At 43.9% G+C, this 25,248-nt stretch carries 24 protein-coding genes; 17 read left to right on the forward strand and 7 right to left on the reverse strand.

Translation table 11 applies throughout. The annotated features are described in order from the left end of the window. Positions 1 to 15: 15 nt before the first annotated feature. Positions 16 to 972: an ROK family protein gene (locus MHH89_RS00255; RefSeq protein ID WP_081390522.1), complete on the reverse strand. Its 957-nt coding sequence runs from the start codon at positions 970 to 972 to the stop codon at positions 16 to 18. A 255-nt stretch (positions 973 to 1,227) separates the two neighbouring features. Between MHH89_RS00255 and MHH89_RS00260 the strand changes: the two genes are divergently transcribed. The 3 genes from MHH89_RS00260 (at position 1,228) to MHH89_RS00270 (ending at position 1,955) form a co-directional block, all read left to right on the forward strand. Continuing rightward, positions 1,228 to 1,389 (forward strand): hypothetical protein, encoded by a 162-nt coding sequence (locus tag MHH89_RS00260; RefSeq protein ID WP_256717483.1) that lies wholly within the window; start codon positions 1,228 to 1,230, stop codon positions 1,387 to 1,389. Between the two features lie 84 nt (positions 1,390 to 1,473). Continuing rightward, positions 1,474 to 1,632 carry an RNA polymerase sigma factor gene (locus MHH89_RS00265; protein WP_256717484.1) on the forward strand — a complete coding sequence of 53 codons (159 nt, stop codon included), beginning with the start codon at positions 1,474 to 1,476 and terminating at the stop codon, positions 1,630 to 1,632. Positions 1,633 to 1,673: 41 nt separating this feature from the next. After that, the gene (locus tag MHH89_RS00270; protein WP_341085990.1) at positions 1,674 to 1,955 is read left to right on the forward strand and encodes a hypothetical protein; all 282 of its coding nucleotides are present in this window, start codon (positions 1,674 to 1,676) and stop codon (positions 1,953 to 1,955) included. Between the two features lie 140 nt (positions 1,956 to 2,095). On the opposite strand, the gene MHH89_RS00275 is transcribed toward MHH89_RS00270, so the two are convergent. Continuing rightward, on the reverse strand, positions 2,096 to 2,611 hold the full coding sequence (locus MHH89_RS00275; protein ID WP_076221167.1) for a hypothetical protein: 516 nt from the start codon (positions 2,609 to 2,611) through the stop codon (positions 2,096 to 2,098). A 293-nt stretch (positions 2,612 to 2,904) separates the two neighbouring features. On the opposite strand from MHH89_RS00275, the gene MHH89_RS00280 reads away from it, so the two are divergent. From MHH89_RS00280 to MHH89_RS00290, 3 genes are all read left to right on the forward strand, one after another. Next, positions 2,905 to 4,128: an S-layer homology domain-containing protein gene (locus MHH89_RS00280; RefSeq protein WP_076309814.1), complete on the forward strand. Its 1,224-nt coding sequence runs from the start codon at positions 2,905 to 2,907 to the stop codon at positions 4,126 to 4,128. 143 nt (positions 4,129 to 4,271) lie between these two features. Beyond that, positions 4,272 to 4,763 carry an RNA polymerase sigma factor gene (locus MHH89_RS00285; RefSeq protein WP_076309815.1) on the forward strand — a complete coding sequence of 164 codons (492 nt, stop codon included), beginning with the start codon at positions 4,272 to 4,274 and terminating at the stop codon, positions 4,761 to 4,763. Next, positions 4,760 to 5,761: an anti sigma factor C-terminal domain-containing protein gene (locus MHH89_RS00290; RefSeq protein WP_076309816.1), complete on the forward strand. Its 1,002-nt coding sequence runs from the start codon at positions 4,760 to 4,762 to the stop codon at positions 5,759 to 5,761. The genes MHH89_RS00285 and MHH89_RS00290 overlap by 4 nt, the downstream gene beginning before the upstream one ends. Before the next feature lie 689 nt (positions 5,762 to 6,450). Here MHH89_RS00290 and MHH89_RS00295 read toward each other — a convergent pair. Beyond that, a complete protein-coding gene (locus tag MHH89_RS00295) occupies positions 6,451 to 6,795 on the reverse strand; it encodes a winged helix-turn-helix transcriptional regulator (protein WP_036684053.1) in 345 nt (114 codons plus the stop codon). Between the two features lie 174 nt (positions 6,796 to 6,969). On the opposite strand from MHH89_RS00295, the gene MHH89_RS00300 reads away from it, so the two are divergent. The 5 genes from MHH89_RS00300 (at position 6,970) to MHH89_RS00320 (ending at position 11,789) form a co-directional block, all read left to right on the forward strand. Then, complete coding sequence (locus MHH89_RS00300; protein ID WP_038569620.1) at positions 6,970 to 7,902, forward strand: aldo/keto reductase family protein; 933 nt, start codon at positions 6,970 to 6,972, stop codon at positions 7,900 to 7,902. Between the two features lie 31 nt (positions 7,903 to 7,933). Continuing rightward, positions 7,934 to 8,782 carry an NAD-dependent epimerase/dehydratase family protein gene (locus MHH89_RS00305; protein ID WP_076309817.1) on the forward strand — a complete coding sequence of 283 codons (849 nt, stop codon included), beginning with the start codon at positions 7,934 to 7,936 and terminating at the stop codon, positions 8,780 to 8,782. 35 nt (positions 8,783 to 8,817) lie between these two features. Next, the gene (locus MHH89_RS00310) at positions 8,818 to 9,840 is read left to right on the forward strand and encodes an SDR family oxidoreductase (RefSeq protein ID WP_076309818.1); all 1,023 of its coding nucleotides are present in this window, start codon (positions 8,818 to 8,820) and stop codon (positions 9,838 to 9,840) included. A gap of 153 nt (positions 9,841 to 9,993) precedes the next feature. Then, the gene (locus MHH89_RS00315) at positions 9,994 to 10,653 is read left to right on the forward strand and encodes a class I SAM-dependent methyltransferase (protein WP_076124835.1); all 660 of its coding nucleotides are present in this window, start codon (positions 9,994 to 9,996) and stop codon (positions 10,651 to 10,653) included. Between the two features lie 143 nt (positions 10,654 to 10,796). Then, the gene (locus MHH89_RS00320; RefSeq protein ID WP_438268965.1) at positions 10,797 to 11,789 is read left to right on the forward strand and encodes a CapA family protein; all 993 of its coding nucleotides are present in this window, start codon (positions 10,797 to 10,799) and stop codon (positions 11,787 to 11,789) included. Between the two features lie 901 nt (positions 11,790 to 12,690). Here MHH89_RS00320 and MHH89_RS00325 read toward each other — a convergent pair. Continuing rightward, the gene (locus MHH89_RS00325) at positions 12,691 to 13,524 is read right to left on the reverse strand and encodes a carbohydrate ABC transporter permease (RefSeq protein WP_036684045.1); all 834 of its coding nucleotides are present in this window, start codon (positions 13,522 to 13,524) and stop codon (positions 12,691 to 12,693) included. Continuing rightward, on the reverse strand, positions 13,524 to 14,414 hold the full coding sequence (locus MHH89_RS00330) for a carbohydrate ABC transporter permease (protein WP_036684044.1): 891 nt from the start codon (positions 14,412 to 14,414) through the stop codon (positions 13,524 to 13,526). Before MHH89_RS00330 ends, MHH89_RS00325 begins: the two co-directional genes overlap by 1 nt. A 197-nt stretch (positions 14,415 to 14,611) precedes the next feature. Between MHH89_RS00330 and MHH89_RS00335 the strand changes: the two genes are divergently transcribed. From MHH89_RS00335 to MHH89_RS00360, 6 genes are all read left to right on the forward strand, one after another. After that, on the forward strand, positions 14,612 to 16,474 hold the full coding sequence (locus MHH89_RS00335; RefSeq protein WP_076278642.1) for a cache domain-containing sensor histidine kinase: 1,863 nt from the start codon (positions 14,612 to 14,614) through the stop codon (positions 16,472 to 16,474). Continuing rightward, complete coding sequence (locus MHH89_RS00340) at positions 16,467 to 18,113, forward strand: response regulator (protein WP_076124842.1); 1,647 nt, start codon at positions 16,467 to 16,469, stop codon at positions 18,111 to 18,113. Before MHH89_RS00335 ends, MHH89_RS00340 begins: the two co-directional genes overlap by 8 nt. Positions 18,114 to 18,235: 122 nt before the next feature. Then, on the forward strand, positions 18,236 to 19,546 hold the full coding sequence (locus tag MHH89_RS00345) for an ABC transporter substrate-binding protein (RefSeq protein ID WP_076124844.1): 1,311 nt from the start codon (positions 18,236 to 18,238) through the stop codon (positions 19,544 to 19,546). A gap of 130 nt (positions 19,547 to 19,676) precedes the next feature. Beyond that, positions 19,677 to 21,758, forward strand: coding sequence for a glycoside hydrolase family 36 protein (locus tag MHH89_RS00350; protein ID WP_312150883.1), 2,082 nt, complete (start codon positions 19,677 to 19,679; stop codon positions 21,756 to 21,758). 190 nt (positions 21,759 to 21,948) lie between these two features. Continuing rightward, positions 21,949 to 22,590 (forward strand): DUF6033 family protein, encoded by a 642-nt coding sequence (locus MHH89_RS00355; RefSeq protein WP_312150872.1) that lies wholly within the window; start codon positions 21,949 to 21,951, stop codon positions 22,588 to 22,590. Positions 22,591 to 23,093: 503 nt separating this feature from the next. After that, a complete protein-coding gene (locus tag MHH89_RS00360; protein WP_036684015.1) occupies positions 23,094 to 23,351 on the forward strand; it encodes an AbrB/MazE/SpoVT family DNA-binding domain-containing protein in 258 nt (85 codons plus the stop codon). Between the two features lie 104 nt (positions 23,352 to 23,455). Here the strand turns inward: MHH89_RS00360 and MHH89_RS00365 are convergent, their stop codons facing one another. After that, a complete protein-coding gene (locus MHH89_RS00365) occupies positions 23,456 to 23,965 on the reverse strand; it encodes a PadR family transcriptional regulator (RefSeq protein ID WP_036684013.1) in 510 nt (169 codons plus the stop codon). A 96-nt stretch (positions 23,966 to 24,061) separates the two neighbouring features. Then, a complete protein-coding gene (locus MHH89_RS00370; RefSeq protein WP_076304367.1) occupies positions 24,062 to 25,225 on the reverse strand; it encodes a YhgE/Pip domain-containing protein in 1,164 nt (387 codons plus the stop codon). Positions 25,226 to 25,248 lie beyond the last annotated feature (23 nt).

Genomic DNA, 25,248 nt, shown 5'->3' on the forward strand with positions numbered 1-25,248 from the left:
TGTTAGTTTTATGTTTTACCGGCGCTTCTCAACCAGCTGCAACGAGTAGGTTAAGCTTTCCAGTGTGATCGCAATTAATCCGTTCATGTAATGATCATCAGGTTGATCCAGCACAATTAAGTGAGGCATATGCTCCTCTGGAATCACTTCCAGACAACGTTGATAAATCGGCCGCACATTCTCTTGTTTGACTTGCTCTCCTGTGAGAGCTATGGTCTCTGGATTAATAATTGCAATCAGGGACGATATAGTGTGAGCCGCCAAAGGGATGAAGGTATCCGTGTGGTCCAAGCTACTCAATTGCTGTTCACGCGAGATTCCAAACGGTAAAAAAGAGACTTCACCAGCAAATCTGGTATTACCTTTGTGGATATGCCCGTCGATCATCATCCCGGCGCCTGGAAAAGCTCCTTTGATAAAGGTCACCACGACAATGGTTTTATCCTCTTCATAATCCTGCTGTTTATAGAACCCGTAAACGGTCAGATTCATATCATTTTCAATCGTGACTTCAAGCTCGTATTTTTCTCTGAGTAGTGATTCTAAGGGAGCATTAATTAACTCTTTAATGTCACAGATATTAATGACACCTTGGTGAGCAAGGCCGGGAATCCCAATCCCTACTGCCTTGATGTTGTTATATTGTTGGATAAGCGTATCCAGCAGATGGTCGATGGCTGCAGCATCTACGTACTCTAATTCCATCCATCCATGATCCACACGATCACCAACTGAATTGGTCACCGCATAGGTTATGGATTTCTGGCCATCCTCAATTTTGGCATAGATACATGCAATATAGGAGAAATCAGCGTTATAGATAAATCGTCTGGCCGGTCGGCCTCCATTTGAAGCCTCCAGTTCAGTCTCAATGACTTCACCAGTCTCGAGAAGTTCATTCAGGATATTTCCGCAGGTAGCAATACTTAATCCGGTGGCACTTGCAATCGTGGATTTGGTTCCTTCCTTCATCGATTTCAAGGCCTGCTTGATAAGCTCCTGATTTATCTTTTTAACACGAATAGAATTGTTTGCGATTTGGTTTATTTTATTCACCTCTAGACTTTTGAAAATGGTTATTAAAAGTATTATCAATACTATAACTTGGCTCTATATAATTGTCTAGCAATCGACAGTTTTTTATTATGGATTTTTTTGAACGGACATGTGGCTTTCAATCAACCTGCGGTGTCTAATTAAATGTAAGGTCAAGAGGAGGTTCTTACAATGTCTGGAGCTCATGACAAATCCACTGTTTATCCGGATGAACAGGGAGACAAGCAAAGCTTTGAAATCACTTATAATCAATATCGCGAAAGAATCCATAAATATCTTTCGTTGAAAGTAAACTCGGGTAGAGCGGAAGACTTAACGCAACAGTTTTCTTAAAGGCCATGGAAAAAATTCATACATTTGAAGGGAATTCGAGCTTATTCACTTGGATCTTCAAAATCGCACAGAATATTGTGAAAAATGAATATTGGGGCTTTTATTTCATTGCGCTTTTTTGTAGACTGCACCTTGTCAGAGATCTCTAAGATTGTTGGAATGCGAGAAAGTGCGGTTAAGAAACGATTGTACCGAGCATTAGAGAAATTAAGAAGTGAACTTAAAGAGCTGTTGGTGAAGTAGACGCTCCTAATTGGTTCATGGGCACTTTTGAGGGAATAAAATTGAAAATTGTTTCTCCTTTGGATCGAGGGCCAGAGCATACGTATGAAACTATTCTTAAATCCACGCTGCACTTGTTTACAATGTGGTTAATCGGAGACATTAATCCACTTGCTCCTAAATGGCTGTGTCAAGGGATTGCAGGATACGAAGTAAAACAAATGCCTGATGAGTTCATTAAAAATTCGACTTCAGAGCAAATTCATAATCTTGTTATTCCTACTTTTCAAGAATTAAATTCAGAGGGCTGGGATTTCGAAACGATCCGAACTAGAGTTGCATGAACAATTTGTTGTATATGTAAAAAACAGATAGTTAGATTTCTATTCAAGGGGACCCAGTAGCCATCTGGATGACTACTGGGCCCTGAATATTTCGATGGAATGCCAAATATGATTATCGGGTTTAAATCAGAATGATAGCTTTAATTGGCGTCCGCTTGTATAACAAAAGCATATCTATATTCTTCTTCTCCCCAGCTTGCCGTTATGCTAAAGCCTCTATAGTCTTTTTTGTTCTCTTCGTAAAACGAACTCAATGAAGAAGCCATATGCTTTTCGATCGTAAAGGAATATTTACCGTCTACTTTTGTAATTGGAACTTCTAGTGATTCTCTGGATGAAAATTGATAAGCTCCACTCTTATTTAGTACGCTTTCTTCGATCAATACATTATCTGGCTCAGAATCTCCAAAGTTTAGAGTAATGATTTCTCCGTTTTTTAAATATTGAATATTCTTTACTGCATCCTGCTCAAAGGCGAATTCAAATCCACTTGCTTCAGCGTTCGAGGATGAGTCACTCTTAGTGTTAGATAATGTTGTACTTTTAATTTCTTGATCTCCTGCGCTTACCTTAAGATCTCCTATATTACTCTCTGCACATCCACTTATACCTATTAAAGAAACCAACAAAAGAATAGACAGCATTATTTGTTTCATCGAACAATAATCCACCTTTTCCGAAGATTTTCACAAAAAGACCCCTTGTAATGAGTGTACACTATGGAAATTAATAGAATCAATGTTATATAATTCACTAAGATACAAGCTGAAAATGCAATCGTTCCCGCTATGAAGTGGGGCGATCTTTTTTTGTTCTTCTTGTGAAAAAGGAGAGCAGTATATTTACGAATTAGACATTTCACCCGATAGTTAAGACAAAGGGGAATCACGATAAACCTGGCAAAGAGAGCAGGAACCCCTTACCGATAAGAACGAAAGGGATTATTAAAATGAAGATAATGAAGCTATTGGTACTAGGTCTTATCTCAGGGACAATTGTGACATGCGGCAACGTGAGTTATAGAGTTCATGCTGACACGACAACGTACGAGAATACAGGGACATATGAAGAAGTGGACGAGGACGGTGAGGAGGATCCGGCATCTTCACTGTTCACTGACATTCAAGGTCACTGGTCAGAGCCTTGGGTGCGCTGGGCGTTTGGCAACCAATTGATGGTTGGTTATGATGATGGGAGCTTTCGACCGGATCAGCCGATTACGGAAGCGGAATTTTTGAAATTATTTTATCTTTCTTTCGGCTATCCAAAGGCTACTAGCATAGGCGAAGAATGGACAGCAGCACCGTATAGAATGGCTAAGTGGTGGAATCATCCAGTTACTGGACTACAATATCCAGTGGCAAGATCGGCTCCAATCACCAGAATGGCCGCTGCAAGGTTAGTTGCATCTGGTCTAGGGATGAATTACAACGACACGGATTCCGTGGTTTATTTGCTGGGTAACTCTCTACTTCCACTTCCCGGAGAGCCAACTTTAGTAGGTTTCAGAGGAAATCTCCCGCTTACAAGAGCAGAGGCTATACAATGGATGAGAATGCTCAAGCTTAAGGGAATATATACTGTGGATTCTCGTCCAGAAGGACGATCGGATCGGAGTCACTTACCGTCATTACCGGAACAGGGTACAGGTTTGAAGGATTTTATAGCGGTTCCGGTTACCGATCGTGATTTCGGAATAGCGGATAGTGGGCGTAATCTTTTTATAGATTTTGGGAGTTCAAGAATGTTAATAGAGGAACATTACGGGGATTCAACAGGTCAAGATGTATTCAATAATGAAATGTATAAAGAAGTATCTGTACATTATGATACCGAAGGTCGGCTGAACGCTTGGAAAATAGACAAAGATAATGAGCGCATTGATCCAATCCATATAGGTACATTGAACAATATTCGACCTGGGATAAGTACATTGGAAGATGTGCTAAAGGCATACGGTACATACGTTGCAGTGGATAACGAATACGGGATTATAGTGAGTTACTGGTTTGAGAACAAGGGTGGAGTGTATGAGCCCCGATTGTCACCTTTTGAAATGGATAATATGGAGGGTGGGTTCTATATAGGCTTCATTATTGACAAACAATCTCTGAAAGTTCAAACCATACTCATATCTACAGCTCAGCAGGCAATGAATCCTACGGATATATAGGAATTGTACTGGAACCTTATTCATTCTTTAAAATGTGACGGCATGTCTTTCTGAGGCAGCCGTCTTTTGTTTTATAATTTTTTTCACCTCATAAGCTAACATTCCGAGAACTTTATCGTTATACATACGAAGGGAGGTGCAGGATGAAGCCCGGGCAGCTACATCAGATACTTCAACCTAAAATGTTAGAAATTCAAAAATACTTGATTCGTCTCGGGGCACCTGCAGCCGACGCTGAAGATATCGTACAGGATTCGGTGTATAAGGCTCTTTTGTATATTGATTCCATTGATGAGAACAAATTCAGTGCATGGTTATATAAAGTAGCGATCAATCGCTACTATGATCTGTGCCGCCGCCGCAAGCGGATAGTCATTCCTATTGACTATGTAGATGTGCCGGATATGGAATTGCCAGAGGATCATGTGCTGTTAAAAGAGAAACGGGAAGACATCGAAAGAGTGTTGGATGAGCTTCTACCGCTCCATAAACAACTCATTATTATGAAGTATGAGCTGGAGCTGTCCTATCAGGAGATAGCTGAGCTTCTGGGAATTACGACAGATACAGTGAAATCGGCATTGTTTCGTGCCCGCAAGCAATTTCAAAAAAAGTATAGAGGTGAAGCGGAATGACAGCTCCATGGGAACAAAAGGATGATCAGAACCTTTCAAAAGTAATTAAGAAGGCAAAACGAAAAACAATGATTCGAAACACAATCATTTCTCTAGTGGTGACGGTTATAGTATTATTCGGCGGGATGCTGGGTAACGCCCATCTGACAAGCTGGTTGGCGATGCGTGGTTTGGATGAAGAGAGGATCATGATGAAGATTAGCAGTCCTAACCTTCAGGAGTTGAGAACTGAGCTTGATTTAGGTTTTCTATCGGGTAAAGTTGAACTGAGCACTTACAAAGTTGTTGAGGGTGTGCCCATCGTATGGGATACTAAAAAACTGTATTTCGATATGGGCAGCCGGTTTTCTCTGCTTAATAGGGGATACTCTAGTATAAATGTTCCTGACCCGGTAATGACACAGCAAAATTATGAATACTACCGAGGATATAACAGTCAAAATGGTCAGCGGGAAATGATGTTTTATGTGCCTGGAGTGAATTATAACGAAAAAGTGTTGAATGACCTGCCTTCACTCGAACAAATGGAACCTGGCAAGCTCGTAGAAATGGCTGTTTCTTTTGATAAAAGCTACACTCAGGTAGAGGTAGAGAAGATGCTGCCGGCGGGGTTGACACAGACTTGGTATTGGGTAGATACGTATGACAATAAAAAGAACCTTGAGTTTATTAGGAATGACAGCAGCCCGAATAAATATGCCTTACCGGAATCTGCTAGACAAGTATATGGCTACGGTGGGGAATGGGAAGGGTTATTTAAGCCGAAACCAGAGGATTTTTTACAATCCTTAACCTATGGGCTTCAGATGAAGGGCAAGCATTACGGAGAGTTTGAGCGAATCTCGAATTACTTGAAAAAGGATAAAGCGGCGCCGGACGCCAGTGATGTACAGCTATTGGGAGTTGTCGTTACTGGAACTGCGAAAGAGCTGCAAAGCCTCAAAGGAAAACCCTATGTAAATACGGCAGTTCTCGGCGCGATTGTGGATAAATATTAGATCAATATAGTAAAAATGCTGGAGGGGTTATTCTATATGTGGATTTTCTACGAAAAGAGACGACCTCTCCTTCATTTTCAAAAATGCAAGGGTCAAAAGAGCAGCGATTCATCCTCCTATTGGATCTTCGCTGCTCTGCGTTTTTGATTATCCGCGATCTGCTTCAGTAGTAGATTGAAGGCAAGGCAAAGCCTGCTGACCTCAAGTGGTAATTTGTCTATGACGTGATCGCAGAAATCGCTGGTATCTCCGGTTGTTTCAGATGTCCAAATACGCTTCCGACTCTATAATTAGGGGATTTCTCCCTATAATTCTTAGATATTTGGTCATCTAACTTATAATTAGGGAAAACCTCCCTGTAATTTACCTGATTTGGTGAAAAATAAAGGAATCACCTCGATTTTTAGGGAGAAATCCCCTCATTATGCTCTTTTTTAGCGAATTTCGGCTATTTTTAGGGAGTATTTCCCCAATTCATACATCGCACATCGCACATCGCACATCGCACATCGCACACCGCACACCGCACACCGCACACCGCCACCGCACGCCGCACACCGCACATATCCCATGGGTTAAGTAAGAATCCATCCATTGTATAGCCTATTTATAAAAAAGAAGCTGCCCTATAAGTAGAATTCTCTACTTTTTGGACAGCTTCTTTTTTCATCGGTCACAATCTGCTCAAGCTAAGTCCATTTCGCGGACCACAGCTTCATTTCCTTCAAAATTTGATGTAAATCCTCACCTTTGGGAGTAAGCGAATATTCTACCGTAACAGGAACAGTCGGAAATACGTGACGTTCAAGCACACCATGCTCCTCCAGATGGCGCAGCGTAGTGGTTAGTGCGCGGGGAGAAACATTAGTGATTTTTCGTTGCAGTGCCCCAAAACGCTGCGTGCCGTCGAATAGCTCTCTGAGGACAAGAAAGGCCCATTTTCCACCTAATACTTCAAGTGTTTTTTCAACATTACATTCAATAGTAACAGGGGTTTTGGGGATATAATTATTAGTAGATTTAGCTGTCTTCAAGGTATCTCCTCCTGTTTGTGAAGCTACTATACTCTAGTATAGTAACTACACTAGAGATCATATAATAAACTAATTTTCACTTCTTTCTATTATATACAAACTATTCTAGAATGAATATGAGTGCTAAGCAACCTGCCAAAATCAAACACGGAACTATGGAGAGGAGCAGTTATTATGAAATATCGCAGATTAGGTGGAACCGGTTTAAAAGTCAGTGAGATTAGTTTGGGAAGCTGGCTGACATACGGAGGCTATGTGGAAAGAGATAATGCTGTTAATGCCATTGAAACCGCTTACGACTTAGGCGTGAATTTTTTTGATACTGCAAATGTTTATGAAAAAGGTGCTGCCGAGAAAGTACTAGGTGAGACTTTACGTAACTACTCTCGTGAGTCCTATGTATTAGCTACTAAAGTATACGGGGAAATGGGCTCGGGGCCTAACGACCGTGGACTATCCCGCAAACATATCACGGAACAGTGTCATGCTAGCTTGAAACGTCTCGGAGTAGAATACGTGGATATTATGTATTGCCACCGTTTTGATCCGGAAACTCCAATTGAAGAGACCTTACGTGCGCTAGATGATCTGGTTCGGCAAGGCAAGGTATATTATGTCGGTGTTAGTGAGTGGACGGCGGCGCAAATGACCGATGCGTTAGCTGTAGCAGACCGCTATTTGCTAGATCATATTGTTGTTAATCAGCCGATTTATAATATGTTTAACCGTTATATTGAGAAAGAGATTATTCCGCTCGGCGAGCGCCGTGGGATTGGACAGGTAGTATTTTCTCCACTGGCTCAAGGGCTGTTAACTGGAAAGTATAACACGGACATCCCTGAGGATAGCCGTGCTGCTAAGCTGGATCGATTAAAAGATTCGATTACAGAAGAAAAGATTGAAAAAGTCCGCCAATTGAGTGGGATCGCCACGGAGCTGAATATTTCTGTTGGGAATTTGGCTTTGGCTTGGATTTTGCGTCAACCTAATGTAGCTAGTGCGCTGGTGGGTGCCAGCCGTCCGCAGCAGGTCGAAGAGAATGTTAAGGCTTCAGGTATTGAGCTTTCGGAAGAGATTTTGAAGCAGATTGAGGAGATTCTGGAGTAGTTGTTAGCTTCATAAAAAAGGAGACACACTCATGGCGAAAGTAGTTGTTACAGGCGGCAGTGGGATGTTGGGCAGATGGGTGGTCCGGCATTTTGTAGAGCAAGGGTATGAGGTTGTGAATGTAGATACGCAAAAATCCGCAGATTCTTTGTGCCAAACGATGATTGCTGATTTGAATAATTTGGGTGAAGTATATGGTGTGCTCGCAGGCGCTGATGCAGTTGTACATTTGGCTGCAATCCCAGCTGCAAATATAAAGACAAGTGAGGTTACCTTTCAAAATAATGTAGTATCTACCTATAACATTTTGGAGGCTGCAGCGGGTCTCGGGATTCGGAAAGCAGTGATTGCTTCCAGTGAATCCTCTTACGGAATCTGTTTTGCGGTTAATCCTTTGGGGCCGAAGTATGTGCCTATGGATGAGGAGCATCCACAGTTACCTGAAGACAGCTACGGTCTGTCTAAGGTTGTGAATGAGCAAACCGCTGAGATGTTCTATCGCAGAAAGGGTATACAGGTCGTTTCCCTAAGAATCGGAAATGTTATTGATCCATCGGCGTATGAACGTTTCCCTTCCTTCATTCATGATCCAGCGCAGCGCGATCGTATTCTATGGAGTTATATTGATACACGGGATGTAGCAACAGCTTGCCAATTGGCAATCGAAACGGATGGATTGGGAGCGGTTGCTCTTAATATATGTGCAGATGAGACCAGCATGGCTGTTCCTAGCAGAGAGCTAATGGCCGCACGTTATCCAGAGGTGACGGATTTCCGCCAGCCGCTGGAGGGTCACGAGTCGCTACTCAGTAATGAGAAGGCCAAAAAGCTGCTAAATTGGAAGCCGAAGCACGTATGGCGAGATTTTGTTAACCAGTAAATAACGAGCCGGATTCACTATAAGGAGCGTGCAAAATGAAGGTCTTATTTATCGGAGGTACGGGATTAATTAGTCAGGCTGTATCCCCGTTGGCTGTAGATCAAGGAATCGAGCTGTATTTGTTCAACAGAGGACAGCGGGATGAATTCGTTCCAGAAGGTGCAAAAGTTATTAAAGGAGACATTCGTAATCCGGCAGAAGCCACATTAGTATTACGAGATTACGAATTTGATGTAGTGGTAGACTGGATTGCTTTTACACCGGAACATGTGCAGGCAGACATTGACCTGTTCACAGGTAAAACGAAGCAGTACATTTTTATCAGCTCAGCCTCTGCTTATCAGAAACCGCAGCGTAATTATGTAATCACAGAAGAGACACCGCTGGAGAATCCTTATTGGGAGTATTCGAGGAATAAAATTGCGTGTGAGCAGCTGTTGATGGAAGCTTACAAGGCGAACGGATTCCCGGTTACGATTGTTCGTCCTTCCCATACCTATGGAAATACAGCCATCCCTGCGGCACTCACGAGTGGCCAGCATCCTTGGTCACTGATCGATCGTATCCGCCGTGGCTTACCTTTAGTCATACATGGAGATGGAACCTCTTTGTGGACACTGACACATAATTCGGATTTTGCCAAAGGTTTCGTTGGGTTGCTTGGACATCCGGAAGCGATAGGCGAGGCCATTCATATAACTTCCGACGAGGTATTAAATTGGAATCAGATTTACGCGGCCATCGGACAAGCGGCAGGTGTGGAACCTAAAGTGGTGCATATCTCCACAGACTTTATCACAGCCTTTTCCCCTCCAGGGACAGCGGATGGTTTGGTCGGTGATCAAGCGGTAAGCAGTGTTTTTGATAATAGCAAAATCAAACGTTTCGTGCCTGACTTCCAGGCTACTGTGCTTTTCTGTGAAGGGATCAAGCAGTCGGTTGCTTGGTTCGAGGCTCATCCTGAGCAATGTACGGTCGATGCGGAATGGTCTGCGTTACTTGATAAGTTGATCGAGAGACATGGAATTGAGGCCAAACCTCTCTCATTCTACGCATAAGGTTTATACAGTTATATTTAAAGACGGTCTGTTCCTAAGGGAGCAGCCGTTTTTTTTGGGTTTGTCTCGTTCAATGTAAGGTTATGGAATGAATCAGCAAATCATGAATATACTCTCACTACCTAAAATTCCGTTGAAAAAGGAGTCCTGGCCATGCCAACCCATCCCTTTGTCTCGCGTTTTTTCGTAAATTCAGATGCACGTCGTGAGAAGTTAATTTATGATCTGCCGGAATCATGGTGGAGCCGTCCCTTTGAATATGAGTGGTGTATTAACTTTATTTCTCCGCATGGTGTTGTGCTGGATGCAGCCTGTGGGATTCCTCATCCCTTGAAGTTTTATTTAGCAGGGGTTTGTGCAGAGGTCTATGCCTGCGATATGGACAGTAGGGTTATTTACCCAAAAGCTATCCAAGAATGTATTGAGAATGAGATTGGGGAAAAAGCGGCGAAGCAGGTTATCGCTAGAAGAACAAACAACCTGCATTTCGCTCAAGCTAATCTGACGGATCTGCCTTATGAGGATGAGAGCTTTGACACTGTTTTTTGCATATCGGTATTGGAGCATTTGAGCTTTGAGGATACGGTGGGTACTTTACGGGAATTTCACCGGACGTTGAACGAAGAAGGATTATTGGTATTGACATTTGATTATCCAACGGTAAATCTGAGTCTTATGAATGACCTGCTGCTACAAACTGGATTTCAGTATTGGGGGGAGACAGATTTTGAATTGCCTGCGGATGCTGTGCATACGGATGCATGGGGTGGATTAAATTGTTTTAGAGCCGTTCTGAAAAAAGCAAAGGAATAACAGGTCTTTTTACTCTTAATTTAGTAACCTCTTTCCAGTATGCTAGGATCATGCTAACAAAAGATGAGAGGAGGCTGTATTTTTTGAGATTAGGATCGAAGGTTTTACGTAGAATAGCACTCATTACACTTTTGTTATCACTAATAGTTCCTGTGACATCTGCTTCCAGTGCAGCTTCACTATCTTCAGATCCTATAAAGCTTGCTTTTGCGGGTGATATCCTTTTGGACGGTTTTGTTGGCGATCAGATTGCTAAATATGGGGTGAACTTTCCGTTTGTAAAGGTCGCACCTACGCTGCAAAAGGCTGACATCGCCTTCGCCAATCTGGAGACGCCTGTGTCTATCCGAGGGAAAGCGGCAGAGAAAACCTTTGCCTTCAGATCCAAACCAGCAACGTTAGGCGGCCTAACCTATGCCGGGATTGATGGAGTGTCCTTGGCGAATAATCATATTTTGGATTATGGAAAAGACGCTATGCTCGACACGCTGATCCATTTGGATCGAAACAAGATTGGCCATACAGGCGCTGGCAAAGATGAAGACGAAGCGTTCAAGCCTTATACTAAGACGGTAAAAGGGAAAAAGATCGCCATCCTTGGTGTTAGCCGTGTGCTTTCAAATCCTTCATGGTATGCCGGCAAAAACAAACCGGGAGCCGCTTCAGCTTACACCTCGCAGCCTATGCTTAGCGCCATTCAGAAGATGTCCAAGGAGAATGATTACACGATCGTATATATTCACTGGAATGAAGAGTTTAAGGATTTCCCTGAAAAGTACGCTCGCACACTAGCTAAACAGATGATTGATAGCGGGGCGGATTTAATCCTTGGCGCACACAGTCACTGCCTTATGGGCATCGAATACTATAAGCACAAGCCCATTTATTATTCACTTGGGAATTTTGTGTTTAATCGCTCCACACGTGGTGGGGAAAAAACACTTAATTCTATGCTTTTGAACGTTGAGATTAAGGACTCCAAGATGACCAGCAAGATTACCCCTGTCAAAATCATTGGCGGACAGCCCAATTTTATGGATGATTCCTACAATAGGAAAACGATTAAGCTCCTGAACACCCTATCTTTTAATGCCAACATAGATGCTAACGGCAGGGTCACAGAGAAAGAGCTTTAATAAATACAAACTCTGATTAGCTATTCACGGATCGCGCTCGATCTCGTTAGAATGCGAAATGTGTGGAGTAACTGTGGAGTCCGTATGGGGTGGCATAAGTATGTATGGAGCACGTATGGAGTATGTATGGAGTATGTATGGAGTATGTATGGAGTACGTATGGAGTACGTATGATGTGGCGTATGAAGTACCAATGGAGTGCCTATGGAGTACGTATGATGTGGCGTATGGAATACCTATGGAGTGCCTATAAAGTATCACCGTTGTGTTTGTGAAATAACTGTATTCTATACACCTATATTATATGTAAAACGGACCATTCTGCTTTTAAGTGTATTCTATACAACTAAAAACTAGAGAATCGACCTAGAGGGCAATATATCAACAGAATAGTTGCACGAAATACAGTTATATCCATCAGCCGAGCGAGTTGCAGAGTTATAGTTGTACAAAATACAGTTAAACTACTAGTTAGTATTGGAGCGTCTGCATCAAAAGCTGACCGCAGCAGTGTGCAGTGAGTATTTATGGAGTCCGTATGGAGTGCCTATAAAGTATCACCGTTGTGTTTGTGAAATAACTGTATTCTATACACCTATATTATATGTAAAACGGACCATTCTGCTTTTAAGTGTATTCTATACAACTAAAAACTAGAGAATCGACCTAGAGGGCAATAAATCAGCAGAATAGTTGTACGAAATACAGCTATATCCATCAGCCGAGCGAGTTGCAGAATTATAGTTGTACAAAATACAGTTAAACTACTAGTTAGTATTGGAACGTCTGCATCAAAAGCAGACTGCAGCAGTATGTAGAGTATTGGAACGTTTGCAAAAAGGGGGAGATCCATATGGATCTCCCCCTTTTTATGCAGAAGCTAAGGTTGGGAATCAGATAATCAGCCCTTCACCGCCCCCGCAACAACACCCTTAACGATGTACTTTTGCAAGAAGATGAATACAACGATCGATGGCAGCACCGCCATGACCATAGCTGTCATCGCATATTGCCAATCTGAGGTATATTGGCCCACGAAGGTGTAGGCAGCCAGTGTCAGCGTTTTGGTATCTGGGGAGCCGTTGACCATGAGCAGCGGGAGCAGGAAGTCATTCCAGATCCACATTACGTCGATAATGACAATGGTTGTTGTGACCGATTTCAACAGTGGGAAGATGACACTGAAGAACAGGCGGAAGCCGGATGCTCCATCAATCGTGGCACTCTCATCAATTTCAACCGGAATACCCTTGACGAATCCATGGTAGATAAACACGGCGAGTGGAGCACCGAAACCCCAATATAACAACCCAAGTCCCCAAGTACTCTCAGAGAGATTTAAGGTTTTAGCGGTTTGCAGAACGGTCAGCATGATCGATTGGAACGGAATCAGCATCGGCATAATGCAGAGGAAATAAATCACCCCGCTCAGTCTGGATTTCGTCCGTGCCAGCTTGTAGGCTGCTATGGATGAAATGAACACAATACCCAGAAGACCTACACCGGTAATGACAAAGTTGTTCAGGAACAGCTTCGGATAGTTGATAAACTTCCACACGTAGGAATAGTTGCCGAAGACCAGATGTTTCGGCAGGGCGATGACATCCGTCATGACTTCGCTAAAGCTTTTTAACGAGTTGATAATCGTCAGAAATAGCGGATATAGAAACAGAAGAGAGAGGATGACCATAACAACCTCTAGAATAATTCGGCCTGCTTTGCGGTTTGTATTCATTATGCCTCAACCTCTCTTCGTTTGAAGAATGCTAACTGGAGAATGGTTACCACCAAGACGGCTAGGAACAGGATAAGCGCTTTCGCTGTACCGTATCCATACAGATTGTTCTGGAAGGTATCCCGGTAGATATCGTAAGCGATACTGTAGGTAGTTCCGCCAGGTCCGCCCCCGGTTAATGACAGGATGACATCGAACACCTTGATCGAATTGGTCAGTGCCATGAACACAGAAATCGTAATGGATGGAGCGAGCAGTGGCAGTGTAATACTGAAGAATTTTCTCATGGGACCAGCGCCGTCAACTGTGGCTGCTTCTTTGAGGTCCTCAGGTACAGATTGCAGACCAGCAATATAAATGACCAGATAAAAACCAATCGACTGCCAGATGGAGACGGCCAGTATGGAGACGAAAGCAAGTCCCGGCGTCCCTAGCCAACTTAGACCAAATATGGACCAGCCTGTACTTTCTCCGAGTGAGTTGAAACCTTGCATAAAGATAAATTTCCAGATAAAACCGACAATGACAAGACTGAGGATATAAGGAATAAAGAAAGCGGCTCTCAGCCAAGGAGTACTCTTCAGCTTCATGTCCAGAACCAGTGCGAGCAGAATGGCTAGCACGTTAACGAGAACAATGTACAGAATCGCATACTTTATGGTGAACCAGGCTGAATTGGCGAAGTTGGTGTCGCCCATAAAGATTTGTTTGAAATTATCAAGTCCGACAAACTTAGGGTGTTTCGAAATACCGTTCCATTTGGTCATCGAATAGCGGATAGTCATGGCAAACGGAATGTAGAATGCTACAGCGATACAGATTAGGACTGGGAGAGTGAATAATCCGAATTCTGTTTTCTCGCGCCATCTTTTGCCGAGTGATTTTAACATGGATGCACCTCTTCTTGATTTGTTGGGTGGTAATATCGACTAGGCTTGCCACACATAACCATTCCGGTTAGTCTATATTGTGTATTATAGAGCAGTACCCTATACTCAAAAATGGATTTAAGAGTACAGTTAGGGGTAAAAAGGTGAACTGAAATATTTATAATTAAGCCTGTAAATCGTGGAGGAGGTTGCCGGTCATTATTAAAAAGTGGATCATAAAGCGGTTTGAACCCGTGCTGGAGCTTGTCTCACGCAGGTTGGCGAACAAGCTTATTTTGCTGTTTACAATCATCATTATTTTGGTGGTGACCTCACTGACGTTCATTTCATACGGCATGCTGCGAAAAGAATCGGTGGATAACAGCATCGCCAGTACGAGCAACAATCTGTTGCTTGTCGGCCGGAATCTGGAGAGTTATTTGGACGGCATCGAGCAATTATCCCTGCCGCAAATATCGTATGACGAGATCACCTATGCGATTTTGCATGAATCGGAGGATTATGCCTCGAAGATGTATGTGGAGGACTACTTGAAGAACCTGTACTTCTCCCGCAATGATCTGGAAGCTATCTACCTGTATGTGATCAAGGAGCACAAGTATTATTATGTCACCAAAGAGAACTACAATATTACCGTGCGGGTCGCCGAGCATCCGTCGATTGAGAATCTTTCCTGGTATAAAAAAGCGCTGGCCAGCCCGTTTAACCGTTCTTACCAGTCTTTTGTAAAAAACCAAACCTCGATGATCAATAGCTCCGACTACCCTATAAATAAGGATAAAAGCTTCATGGGCTACCATCGATTGCTGCGCTCCATAGTCTCCAGGGAACCGCAGGCGGTGCTCTCCCTTTATTTCAACTCCTCGGTTACGGACGAGATTATGAAGGATATTCCCTTCAGTAAAGGGCAGCACCTAATGTACGTCAGTCCCGATAATGAACCTTTTGTGGTGGATGACCCCGGGTTTTATCAACAGAGTGAACAAGCGGGACTGCTTAAGGAGCTGACACCAGCCTCAGGAGGACGCGTGACGTGGTCGGATAAAGAAGAGAAGTATCTAGTGATTTATGACATCAGCAAAAAAGAAGGCTGGAAGCTGATTAAGCCGATTCCCTACAAAGAAATTTATGAAGCGGCCACGACAACACGCAAATTGAACTATTTCATAGGACTGTTATTTTTAATCGTTTCGGTCATCTTGGTCAGCTTTATTTCGAACAAAATAACAAACCCGCTAAAGAATCTGTCGCTGCAGATGAAACGGTTCAGTACAGGCAGCTTTGACGCTGAAGCACAGGTTGAAGGAAAGGATGAAATTGCCTATCTGTCTCGCCACTTCAATAAGATGGTGGAAAAGACGAATGAGCTGATCAATGAACGGTACAAAATGAAAATTGTCGAGAAAAATGCTGTACTCAAAGCACTGGAAGCTGAGATCAATCCGCATTTCTTATATAATGCCCTGCAAGCCATTTCCACCAAGGCGCTGAAAAACAACAATGATGATATTGTTGATATGGTCGATAATCTTGCTATGACGCTGAGATACTGCATTAGCGGTAAAGATGTGGTCCATGCCAGAGAGGAATTAAAGCATATTGAACGTTATTTAGCGCTGCAGAAGGCCCGTTTCGGAAACAGAATGCAGGTGGCCTACCAGTGGGAAGACCCTTTGCTGGAGCTGGAAATTCCGAAGCTGTCCATTCAGACCTTGGTAGAAAATTGCATCAAACATGCGCTGGAAAAAGTATCCACAACGATCACAATTACCATTGAAGCGCATGTGACGCCTAGCCATACTGTTATTTCAGTGACGGATGATGGGCCGGGGTTTAGCGGGGAGCGGCTGGAGCAAGTGAGAAGTTCTCTTCAAATCCAGTGGGAAGATCAGGGCGGAGAGAACGCTGCTGAAAGTGACACGGAAAGCATCGGACTGAAAAATTTGAACACGCGGCTGAAGCTTTTGTATGGTGAGGCTGCGGGTTTGGCCATTACCAGTGATGCTGGCGGAACAAAGATGGACATGCGGTTACCGCGGGGAGGGATTAACCATGTATAAAGTACTGATTATAGATGATGAGGAACCGTTGCGTGAGGCGATCAACATCCTGGGAGACTGGAAAGGACTAGGTGTCGATCAGGTACTGGAGGCTACGGATGGAAGTATGGGCCTAGCCATGCTGCGGGAGCAAAAGATCGATCTCGTATTGGTCGACATGAAGATGCCGGAGCTGAACGGAAGTGAGCTGCTGCAGATCGTGGAGAAGGAGTTCCCGGAACTGCTGACGATTGTAATCAGCGGCTACAATGATTTTGAATATACCCGCCAGGCTATCCGTTCTAAGGTAGTTGATTATTTATTAAAGCCGGTCAACCGGGGGGATTTGAATGCGGCCTTACGTAAAGCTATCGATGTGCTGGAGGCTAAACGCAAGAAAGAAAGCGAGTTCATCAACAGGAACATTACGCTCAACATGTCTCTGCCGAAGCTAAAGGAGAAAATCTATCTGTCGATCATTGAGCGGAGCTTCAAAAATCAGTCCAACGAGGCTTTTCTGCCGTTGATCGGCGCCGATACAGCTGGGAATTATTTTGCTGCGGGTGTACTGCGGGTGCTCAATTTGGAACAAGTGCGTCGTAATCGCTTCCATGAGGACCGGGATTTGCTGCATTTTGCCGTCACAAATGTGATTAATGAGAATAGCGATGAGCATTTTCAGGCTTTCAGCTTCGCCAGCCATAAGGGAGAACGCGAGTTTATCGCCATCTTCACGATGAAAGGCGGCTATGAGGAGGACGCAACTTTCCGCTCTTTACATCATATGAAGAAGTTAGTCTCGACGCTGAAAGAGCTATTCGGAATTGTTGTTGCCGGAGGAATCGGACAGCCCTATGGTGACATCATGGCGCTTGCTCAATCCTATGAGACTGCCAAAGCCTCTCTCGACGGGATTGACCTCCTGACGCTGAAGGGAGCGATTGTCACAAATAGCAGCAACGATACTTCCCAGGGGAAAGATAATCCTTCCTTGACAGGGCGCATGCCCTTGATTCGCAACGCACTGGAGAGCGGGAATATCAATCATGCCAAAAGTATTTTAAGCGAATTCACGAAGAAATGGGAGGCTTCCGGACGTTTTAATCTGGGCGAGGCTGACCGGCAGATAGAGGAGTTTATTATTTTGCTGAACGATATTGCCACGGAGCTGGATGCGATCCCCGAACGTATTCGCGGCGGTAAAGATAAAGGATTGCGTGGGCTAGGCATCGGGAGCGATTTTGCTTCCTTTGGCGAATTTGAGCGGGTGCTGAGCGGAATTCTAGATTGCTATGGCAATGAAATCAGCAAAAGCCTTGCTGGCAATCGCCCCAGCGTACTGGAAAATATTAAAGCATACATTGATAATCACTATTTTGAGAATATTAAAATATCGATGTTCACGGATAAATATTTCCTGAGCAGAGAATACTTGATGAAACTTTTTAAAGGGCAATATGGTTATGGCATACATGAGTATGTACAAAAGGTAAGAATGGACAAGGCAAAGGAGCTGCTATCCACCCCCGACTTGAAAATCCAAGACATTTCCGAGATGTTGGGGTACAAGGACAAAAATTATTTCAGCAAGGCGTTCCGGAATTATTATGACTGTTCACCTTCTGAATATCGGGTTCTGCTATTGAACGGGGAGGAGTGAAGCGGTTACATGAACACACTTTTTTACCCTAATAAGTTCACTTATGTACATTCTTATCCTTTTTCTTTTTCTTTAGAATTGTCTCAAGACCACTAGATGCATGAGGAAAAGGGGGCAACATCATGTTAAAAAGATTTATGGCTTTATCTGCGAGTCTGCTGCTCGTCGGCGGATTACTGGCGGGCTGCGGCGGAAACAACAATGCCGCTAACAATAGCGGAACAGGGAATACTCCTGCCACAGATTCTGGCAAGCCGGTCACGATTAATATGTTCACCGCATCACCCGAGTACACTGATGCTTTTAACGCTTATATTGCCGAGTACAAGAAAGTTAAACCGAATGTGACGATTAATCTGGAGATTATGCAGGCTGACTACAATACGGTGCTCAAATCGAAGATTGCTGCGGGAAGTACACCTGACGTATTCCAGACCACAGCGGGCGGAGATATTGATACTTTTGCGGAGTATAGTGCTGACCTAACTAATGAGCCACTGGCTGCGGCGATGACCGATGCAGTGCGTTCTAACATGAGTTCTTCGGACGGTAAAGTGCTCGGTCTTCCGGTAAAAGGAAATCTATTCGTCCTGATGTACAATAAGAAACTGTTGGCTGACGCTGGGATTACAGAAGTTCCTAAGACAACAGCCCAAATGGACGATGCGATTACTAAGCTTGAAGCTAAAGGCATTACTCCTTTTGCCAACGCTTATAAAGAGTGGTGGGTATGGAAACACATCTTCCAACACTTCGTAGATGCGGCAGCCCAAGATGCAGGTACGGATGCTAAGACACTAGTAAATGATTTTATTGCCGGAAAAACTACGATCAAGGATCACCCGGTGCTGTACAATAACTTCTTCAGCTTCGTTGATACTACTGTTAAACATGGCACAGACAAACCGCTTGAACGGGACAGCAATGCTGAAGTCAGCGACTTTGCATCCGGCAAAACAGCGTTCATGACGGGTAAAGGCGCATGGGATGAAGAAGCCATTAAGAAAATTACACCGGACTTCGACCTGGGTATTATGGGTTACCCAGTCAGCGACAAGGCTGAACAGTCCCAGATCATTACTGGTGCGGATCAAGCCCTGCGTATCAATAAGGATTCTGCTGTAGCTGCTGAGACTATTGAATTCTTCAACTGGCTGTATACTTCTGAATACGGTAAGAACTGGTTCTCTACAGTAGCTAAGGTTATTCCTCCAATTAAGGATGCTCCTATGCCTGACCTGCAAATGCCAAAAGAAATGGAAGAAATCCTCAAAACAGAGAAATCCGGCGACCTGTCCGTGAACTACTCTCTGGATACCTTCCACCAAAAATTTGGTGAGCTCATGCAGGCTTACATCGGCGGCAGCAAAACTAAGGATCAAGCCATCGATGAAATTCAAAAAGCTTGGATTCAATTCGGATCGGCAGAATAATTAGGTTCAGATCAGGGGCGGGCTCCAAGGTAAGATTCACTTACTGGAGAACCGTCCCTTTTTTACATGTTATATAATCATAAGAAGATACTGAGACAAAGTCAGGAGGTACATTATTGTGAATAGCAAAATGATTGAAATCATTGAAAATGGACTATATCTTACGATTGAAGTTACGGAAGATCAGGATGTTCGGCTGTTGCATTTTGGAGCGGCACCTTTGGAAGCAGCCATAGCGGATAAGAACAAGCAAGGCTTCCGGCTGCTGGAGCTGCAATTATCGGGCGAAGACCGCGCCGAATATCACGGGCGCACACACCGAGCATCCTATCCGGGTCTTCGGATGGTATATGCGGGGCACAGCGATACAGTGAATGCGCTCGGACGTAAACTGGAGTTTAGCTTGGCTGATCCGATTTCGGGAATCCAGGCAATGCAGCATTTTCAGTTCTACAAGGGTGTGCAAATCGTTCGAAGCTGGACAGTGCTAAAGAATGCTGGAGAAGCTGAGGTGGCAGTGGAATACATCTCCTCCTTTGCTCTTACAGGTGTAGACAAAGAGGGGGGCGGGGAGCGCAATGATAAGATTGAAGTAACCCTTGCTCACAGCGGATGGCAGAGTGAACTTCAGTGGCGTACCTACCGCCTGCCTGAGCTTGGGATGTATCATTTGGCAGACCGTGGCTCCAAACGAATTGCCGCAAGCAATACAGGCTCTTGGTCAGCAGCGGAACTTCTGCCGATGGCAGTTTTGCATAATAAGGAGAGCGGGACAAGCCTGTTCTGGCAGATTGAGCATAACGGCTCTTGGCATTGGGAGCTGACGGATCAATACGATCAGCTTACACTGCTGGTCAGCGGACCTACAGAACATGACAACCATTGGTGGCTGAAGCTAGCTCCCGGTGAAGAGTTTACCTCGGTGCTGGTAGCCGTGGGTGCTGTGCAGGGAGGATTCCAGGGCGCGGCTGAACAGCTTACGTCATATCGCCGGATGATCCGCAGACCTAATGAGGATAATGAGCTGTTGCGGATTATTTTTAATGACTATATGAATTGCCTATGGGGAAGCCCAACGACTGAGAAGCTACTGCCTTTAATTGATGCTGCCGCAGAAGTAGGTTGTGAATATTTCTGTATTGATGCTGGCTGGTATGCACCCGGAGAGTGGTGGGATGGTGTAGGCCAGTGGGAGCCTTCCAGCGAACGGTTTCCGGAAGGAATTAAATATGTGCTCGACTATATCCGCAGCAAAGGGATGATTCCCGGACTATGGCTTGAGCTGGAGGTTATGGGCATCAACAGCCCGAAGCTTGCGGAGACTGATGACAGCTGGTTTTTCATGCGGCATGGTAAAAGGGTTAAGGACCGTAGCCGCTATCAGCTAGATTACCGCAACCCGAAAGTCATTGATCATGCAAACGGTGTTATTGCGCGTCTGGTTGAGCAGTACGGTGTAGGATACATTAAAATGGATTACAACATCAATGCAGGCATTGGGACAGAAACGAATGCGGACAGCTTCGGAGATGGGCTGCTACAGCATAACCGCGCTTATCTGGCTTGGTTGGACAGTATCTTTGTTCGTTATCCGAAGCTTGTTATCGAGAACTGTTCCAGCGGGGGAATGCGCATGGATTATGCGATGCTTAGCCGACACAGCATCCAGTCTACTAGCGACCAGGAGGATTATGTACAGTATGCGGCCATTGCTGCAGGTTCTCCGGCAGCACTGACACCGGAGCAGTCCGCAGTTTGGTCTTATCCGCTGCGCGAGGGGGACGATGAGGAAGTCATCTTCAATATGGTTAATGCGCTGTTGCTTCGTGTACACCAGAGCGGTCATTTGGCGGAGCTTGAACCCCACCGCAGAAGTCTAGTTAAAGAAGCGCTGGATTATTACAAAACCATTCGCAGTGATATCCCACACGCCACACCTTTCTGGCCACTCGGCCTGCCGGACAGTGAGGGCGAATGGGTCAGCCTTGGCCTGCGGCGCGGCGAACGACGGTATGTCGCGGTATGGCGGATTGCCGGAGAAGCTGCGAATGTCCAATTGCCGATGGTAGAGCTGAAGGGACTTGATCCGGCGATCACCTGTGCCTATCCTCAGCAGCATAGCTCAACCTGGAATTGGGATAAATCGGCAGGGGTTTTGACGGTGGCGCTCCCACCAGGAAAAACAGCGAGATTGTTTGAGATTACTTCGTAAAGCTTGCAGCGGGCCTGCTCCCCTAGTATCTAATAGTTGGGAGCGGGCTTCTTTGTATTTCAATTGGAGAAAACACTGTAAATACAAATTCAGGAATCCGATATATTAAATGGATGCTTCAACCGCCTAAATCGAACTAATACAATTTGCCGCATTCTACAGGAAAAAAGAAGAAGGGAGTTGGTTTAAGTTGTTGAATGTAGCTTCACTCAGTAGCCTGAATCGTGTGGAAACAACAAAAGTAAGCCCAAAAAATCAGAATTCAGAGATTTCTTTTCAAGATGTCTTATCGACAACCCATGCAGAAGCGGTTTTGACACATTTGGAAGAAAAATTCGACATTAAGATCAACGTGCAAGCTATACCCAAGAGCAAAGAAGCGGTAAAGGGTGTTTACTCCAATTGTGCAGGCAAAGGAAATGTAACCATTGCTCCAAATATACTGAATCAGTCGGCAACAGATCCACAACTGCAAAATAAAGTAGAAGCGATCATACAGGATCATTTTACTTCCAGTGCGAATGATAAACCCGGTGATGTCAGTGGTGTCGTTATACATCCGGATGGAACAGCTACATTTTGGGTGATTGGTGATTACTTGACACCTGCCGAGCGGGAAAAGATTCAAAAAGAAGTAGAGGCAGACAAAAAGAAGCGTGCAGACCAATTGGACTCGTTAAATAAAGTAAGCAGTAATGATCCCATATCACAATTTGGGTTACCCACAGAAATATCCAGTGGCAGCGAAGAAGAAGATAGCATGAATTTAAATAATATCCGTCAAGCTAGTCTAGATTCAATGCTGCGAAAAAAGAACCTGTTAATTAAATGATTAAGAACTTTTTATCATAATTACCGCCTGGGTCAATGCGTTGGTGACCTCTTAGGCGGTTTTTTTTTTCACCAAAAGTCCACATTTAAGTTTGACTTACTAAACATCTGGGTAAATGACGGAGTAGCGTTCTTGCTAGTTTTCGACAATTTCCTACTTACTGTGATTGCAGATAAGCGGAGTGACAAGATTTACAAATAGATTAACGAAGGTATTTTAGGGTAGAATTGTCATCAAGTAGGGTTACATTCTGGGTGAATTTCGACATTCCAGAGAATCCCCTATTTTTTTGTGTTCTGACACGGCTTCAAATCTTGGGGCTCAACAGATATCATACATTGTCGAAATTTTGTCGAATAATATCATATAATGTAGAAAAATAATTGACAGGAAATGAATAGAACTTTAGAATTAGGTAGTAGCGTAATCATTACTATCATATAGAAGCGTACATAGCTTTTAGCAAGAATGATTATAAATGTGACTTCAAGGGAGGATGTACGATGATGAAAGCAACAGGCATAGTAAGAAAAGTGGATGAATTGGGACGTATCGTAATTCCTATTGAACTGCGTAGAACAATGGGAATCGACATAAAAGACCCGCTCGAGATTTTTGTAGACGCTGAAAAGATTATCCTTAGAAAATATGAGCCAACTTGTATCTTCTCCGGAAGCTCAGAAAACCTGATCAATTTCAAAGGTAAAATGGTAAGCAAAGATGTTCTTGATGAACTTATTGCAAGCTTTGATAGAGCATAATCCATATACCACATATGATTTCAAAAAAAAGAACCGGTATTACAAGCACAAGATGTGCATGTAATACCGGTTCTTTTTTTATGGTGTACTTTCGAAAGCCGGTTTTATTTAGACTCTAGCACACTTTGGATTTTTTTGATAAAAGCATCATATTGTACGAGGCCTAGCTCCATGCACAACTTCTGGTAGGAAGATAACTTGTAATCTAGCTGGTTCAACTTCTGTTCCAGATCGTCGTACATTGCCTGCTTTTCTATCAATGCTTGCCGAAGCAGATTATCTATGTTCTCTTTGTCCGTCTTTTCCCCAAAATACAGGTGCATAAAAAAGTCAGAACGCAGAACATCTTTTTCGGCTGGTGATTGTAGATAAGCGTGGAACTGATCCAAGCCGGCAGAGGTAATGGTGAATACATTTTTGTCGGGTTTGCCTTCCTGTCGCACAGATTCTTTAGTGATCAGATTCAGCTTTTCCATCTTGCTTAGGGTAGGATAGATCGTGCCATAGCTGGCATCGAAGAAAAATGAGAAGTATTCCTCGAAATGTCGTTTTATCTCGTAACCAGAATGAGGTTTTTCGCTTAAAATCCCCAGAATAACATCTTGTATGTTCATAAATCATTGCCGCTCCTTTCTTTCACTTCCTACCATATCACAACTGCATATCGCTCTCAATTTGAAATGGCATAGCCGGAGTGGCAAACTGTATAATTACGCATTTACTGGCACGGGCTCTTGTTCTCGTGAGATCCGAGTTTCTTTACGGAGGAAAGTGACAAGTACGCTTAATACAGCAATTGTTGCCCCAATACAGAGTAAATAGAACATATCCTTCCATACCCCGTTACCCCCAATAACCAGGTCGAGCATACCACTAACTGCATAGTAAGCGGGCGAAAAGGGACCGATCCAGTTATAAAAAGGTGAAAGCACATCGCGTGGAATAGTTGCTCCGGACGCTAACATTTGCATGGAGAGAAGCGCAATATTTAGCCAGCCGCCAGCATCCCCGAGGAGCAGCAGACTAAACTGAGCAAGGATCATACAGGAGAGAATTACCGTGAACTCGAACAGCCACATAAGCAGAAAGCCACGATTAGAGTGGATACCGAGTGAGTTAACCATGATAGTTCCCACTAGTGAGATAAGCACAGCCGTTCCACCCATTATGACAAATCGGGCTGCAAAGCGATTCCATTTACTAAATTGTCCAGACAAGTTGGAGGAAGCTTTATGGAGATTCATCGCGAGTAACATAGCACCGGTAAATGAGGCGGTAACGATCATTAAGGGTACCATAGTTTGTGCAAAATTAGTTGTAGGGTTAATGATTTCGACGTTGGCGGAAATGCGGCTGCTTGCAGCACTTTTGATGATCTCCGCTTGTGCCTGCGGCAGATTCATAGCATCCAAGGTGTGGCTTAGTGCTGAATTACTGCTTTGAGTGTTCATTGCAGCCGTGACTTTAAGTGCTACCGACTGCATCACATTGCTGACCATCTGCGGATTAGATTCATTTAAGAAGTAGTGGAGTTCAGTCTTTGCAGATGGATTACTGATCTGTCCAGTGAACCCTTGGGGAATATTGATAATCATGCGGATTTCTCTATGCTCAAGTGCTTCTTTTGCATTTTCTAGTTGGAGATCCTGTCTGGTTACGAACTGAAGTGATCCTGCAATCCCATCGACTATAGGCTGGGCATTTGTACCATCCTCATTAACAATAGCAATGGGCAGCTGATCTACCCGATCCGTTACATGATCGTACCCTGTAATCCAAATTAAGCTGAAAAAAACTTGGAACAACAGTGCAGTTATAATTCCAATGATGGTAGCAGGCTGCTTGAGGAAGCGCATGATTAATTGATTTGACATGGTTATATCTCCTTTATATTTCA

Source organism: Paenibacillus sp. FSL H7-0323, assembly GCF_038002725.1.
Classification (GTDB): domain Bacteria; phylum Bacillota; class Bacilli; order Paenibacillales; family Paenibacillaceae; genus Paenibacillus_AQ; species Paenibacillus_AQ odorifer.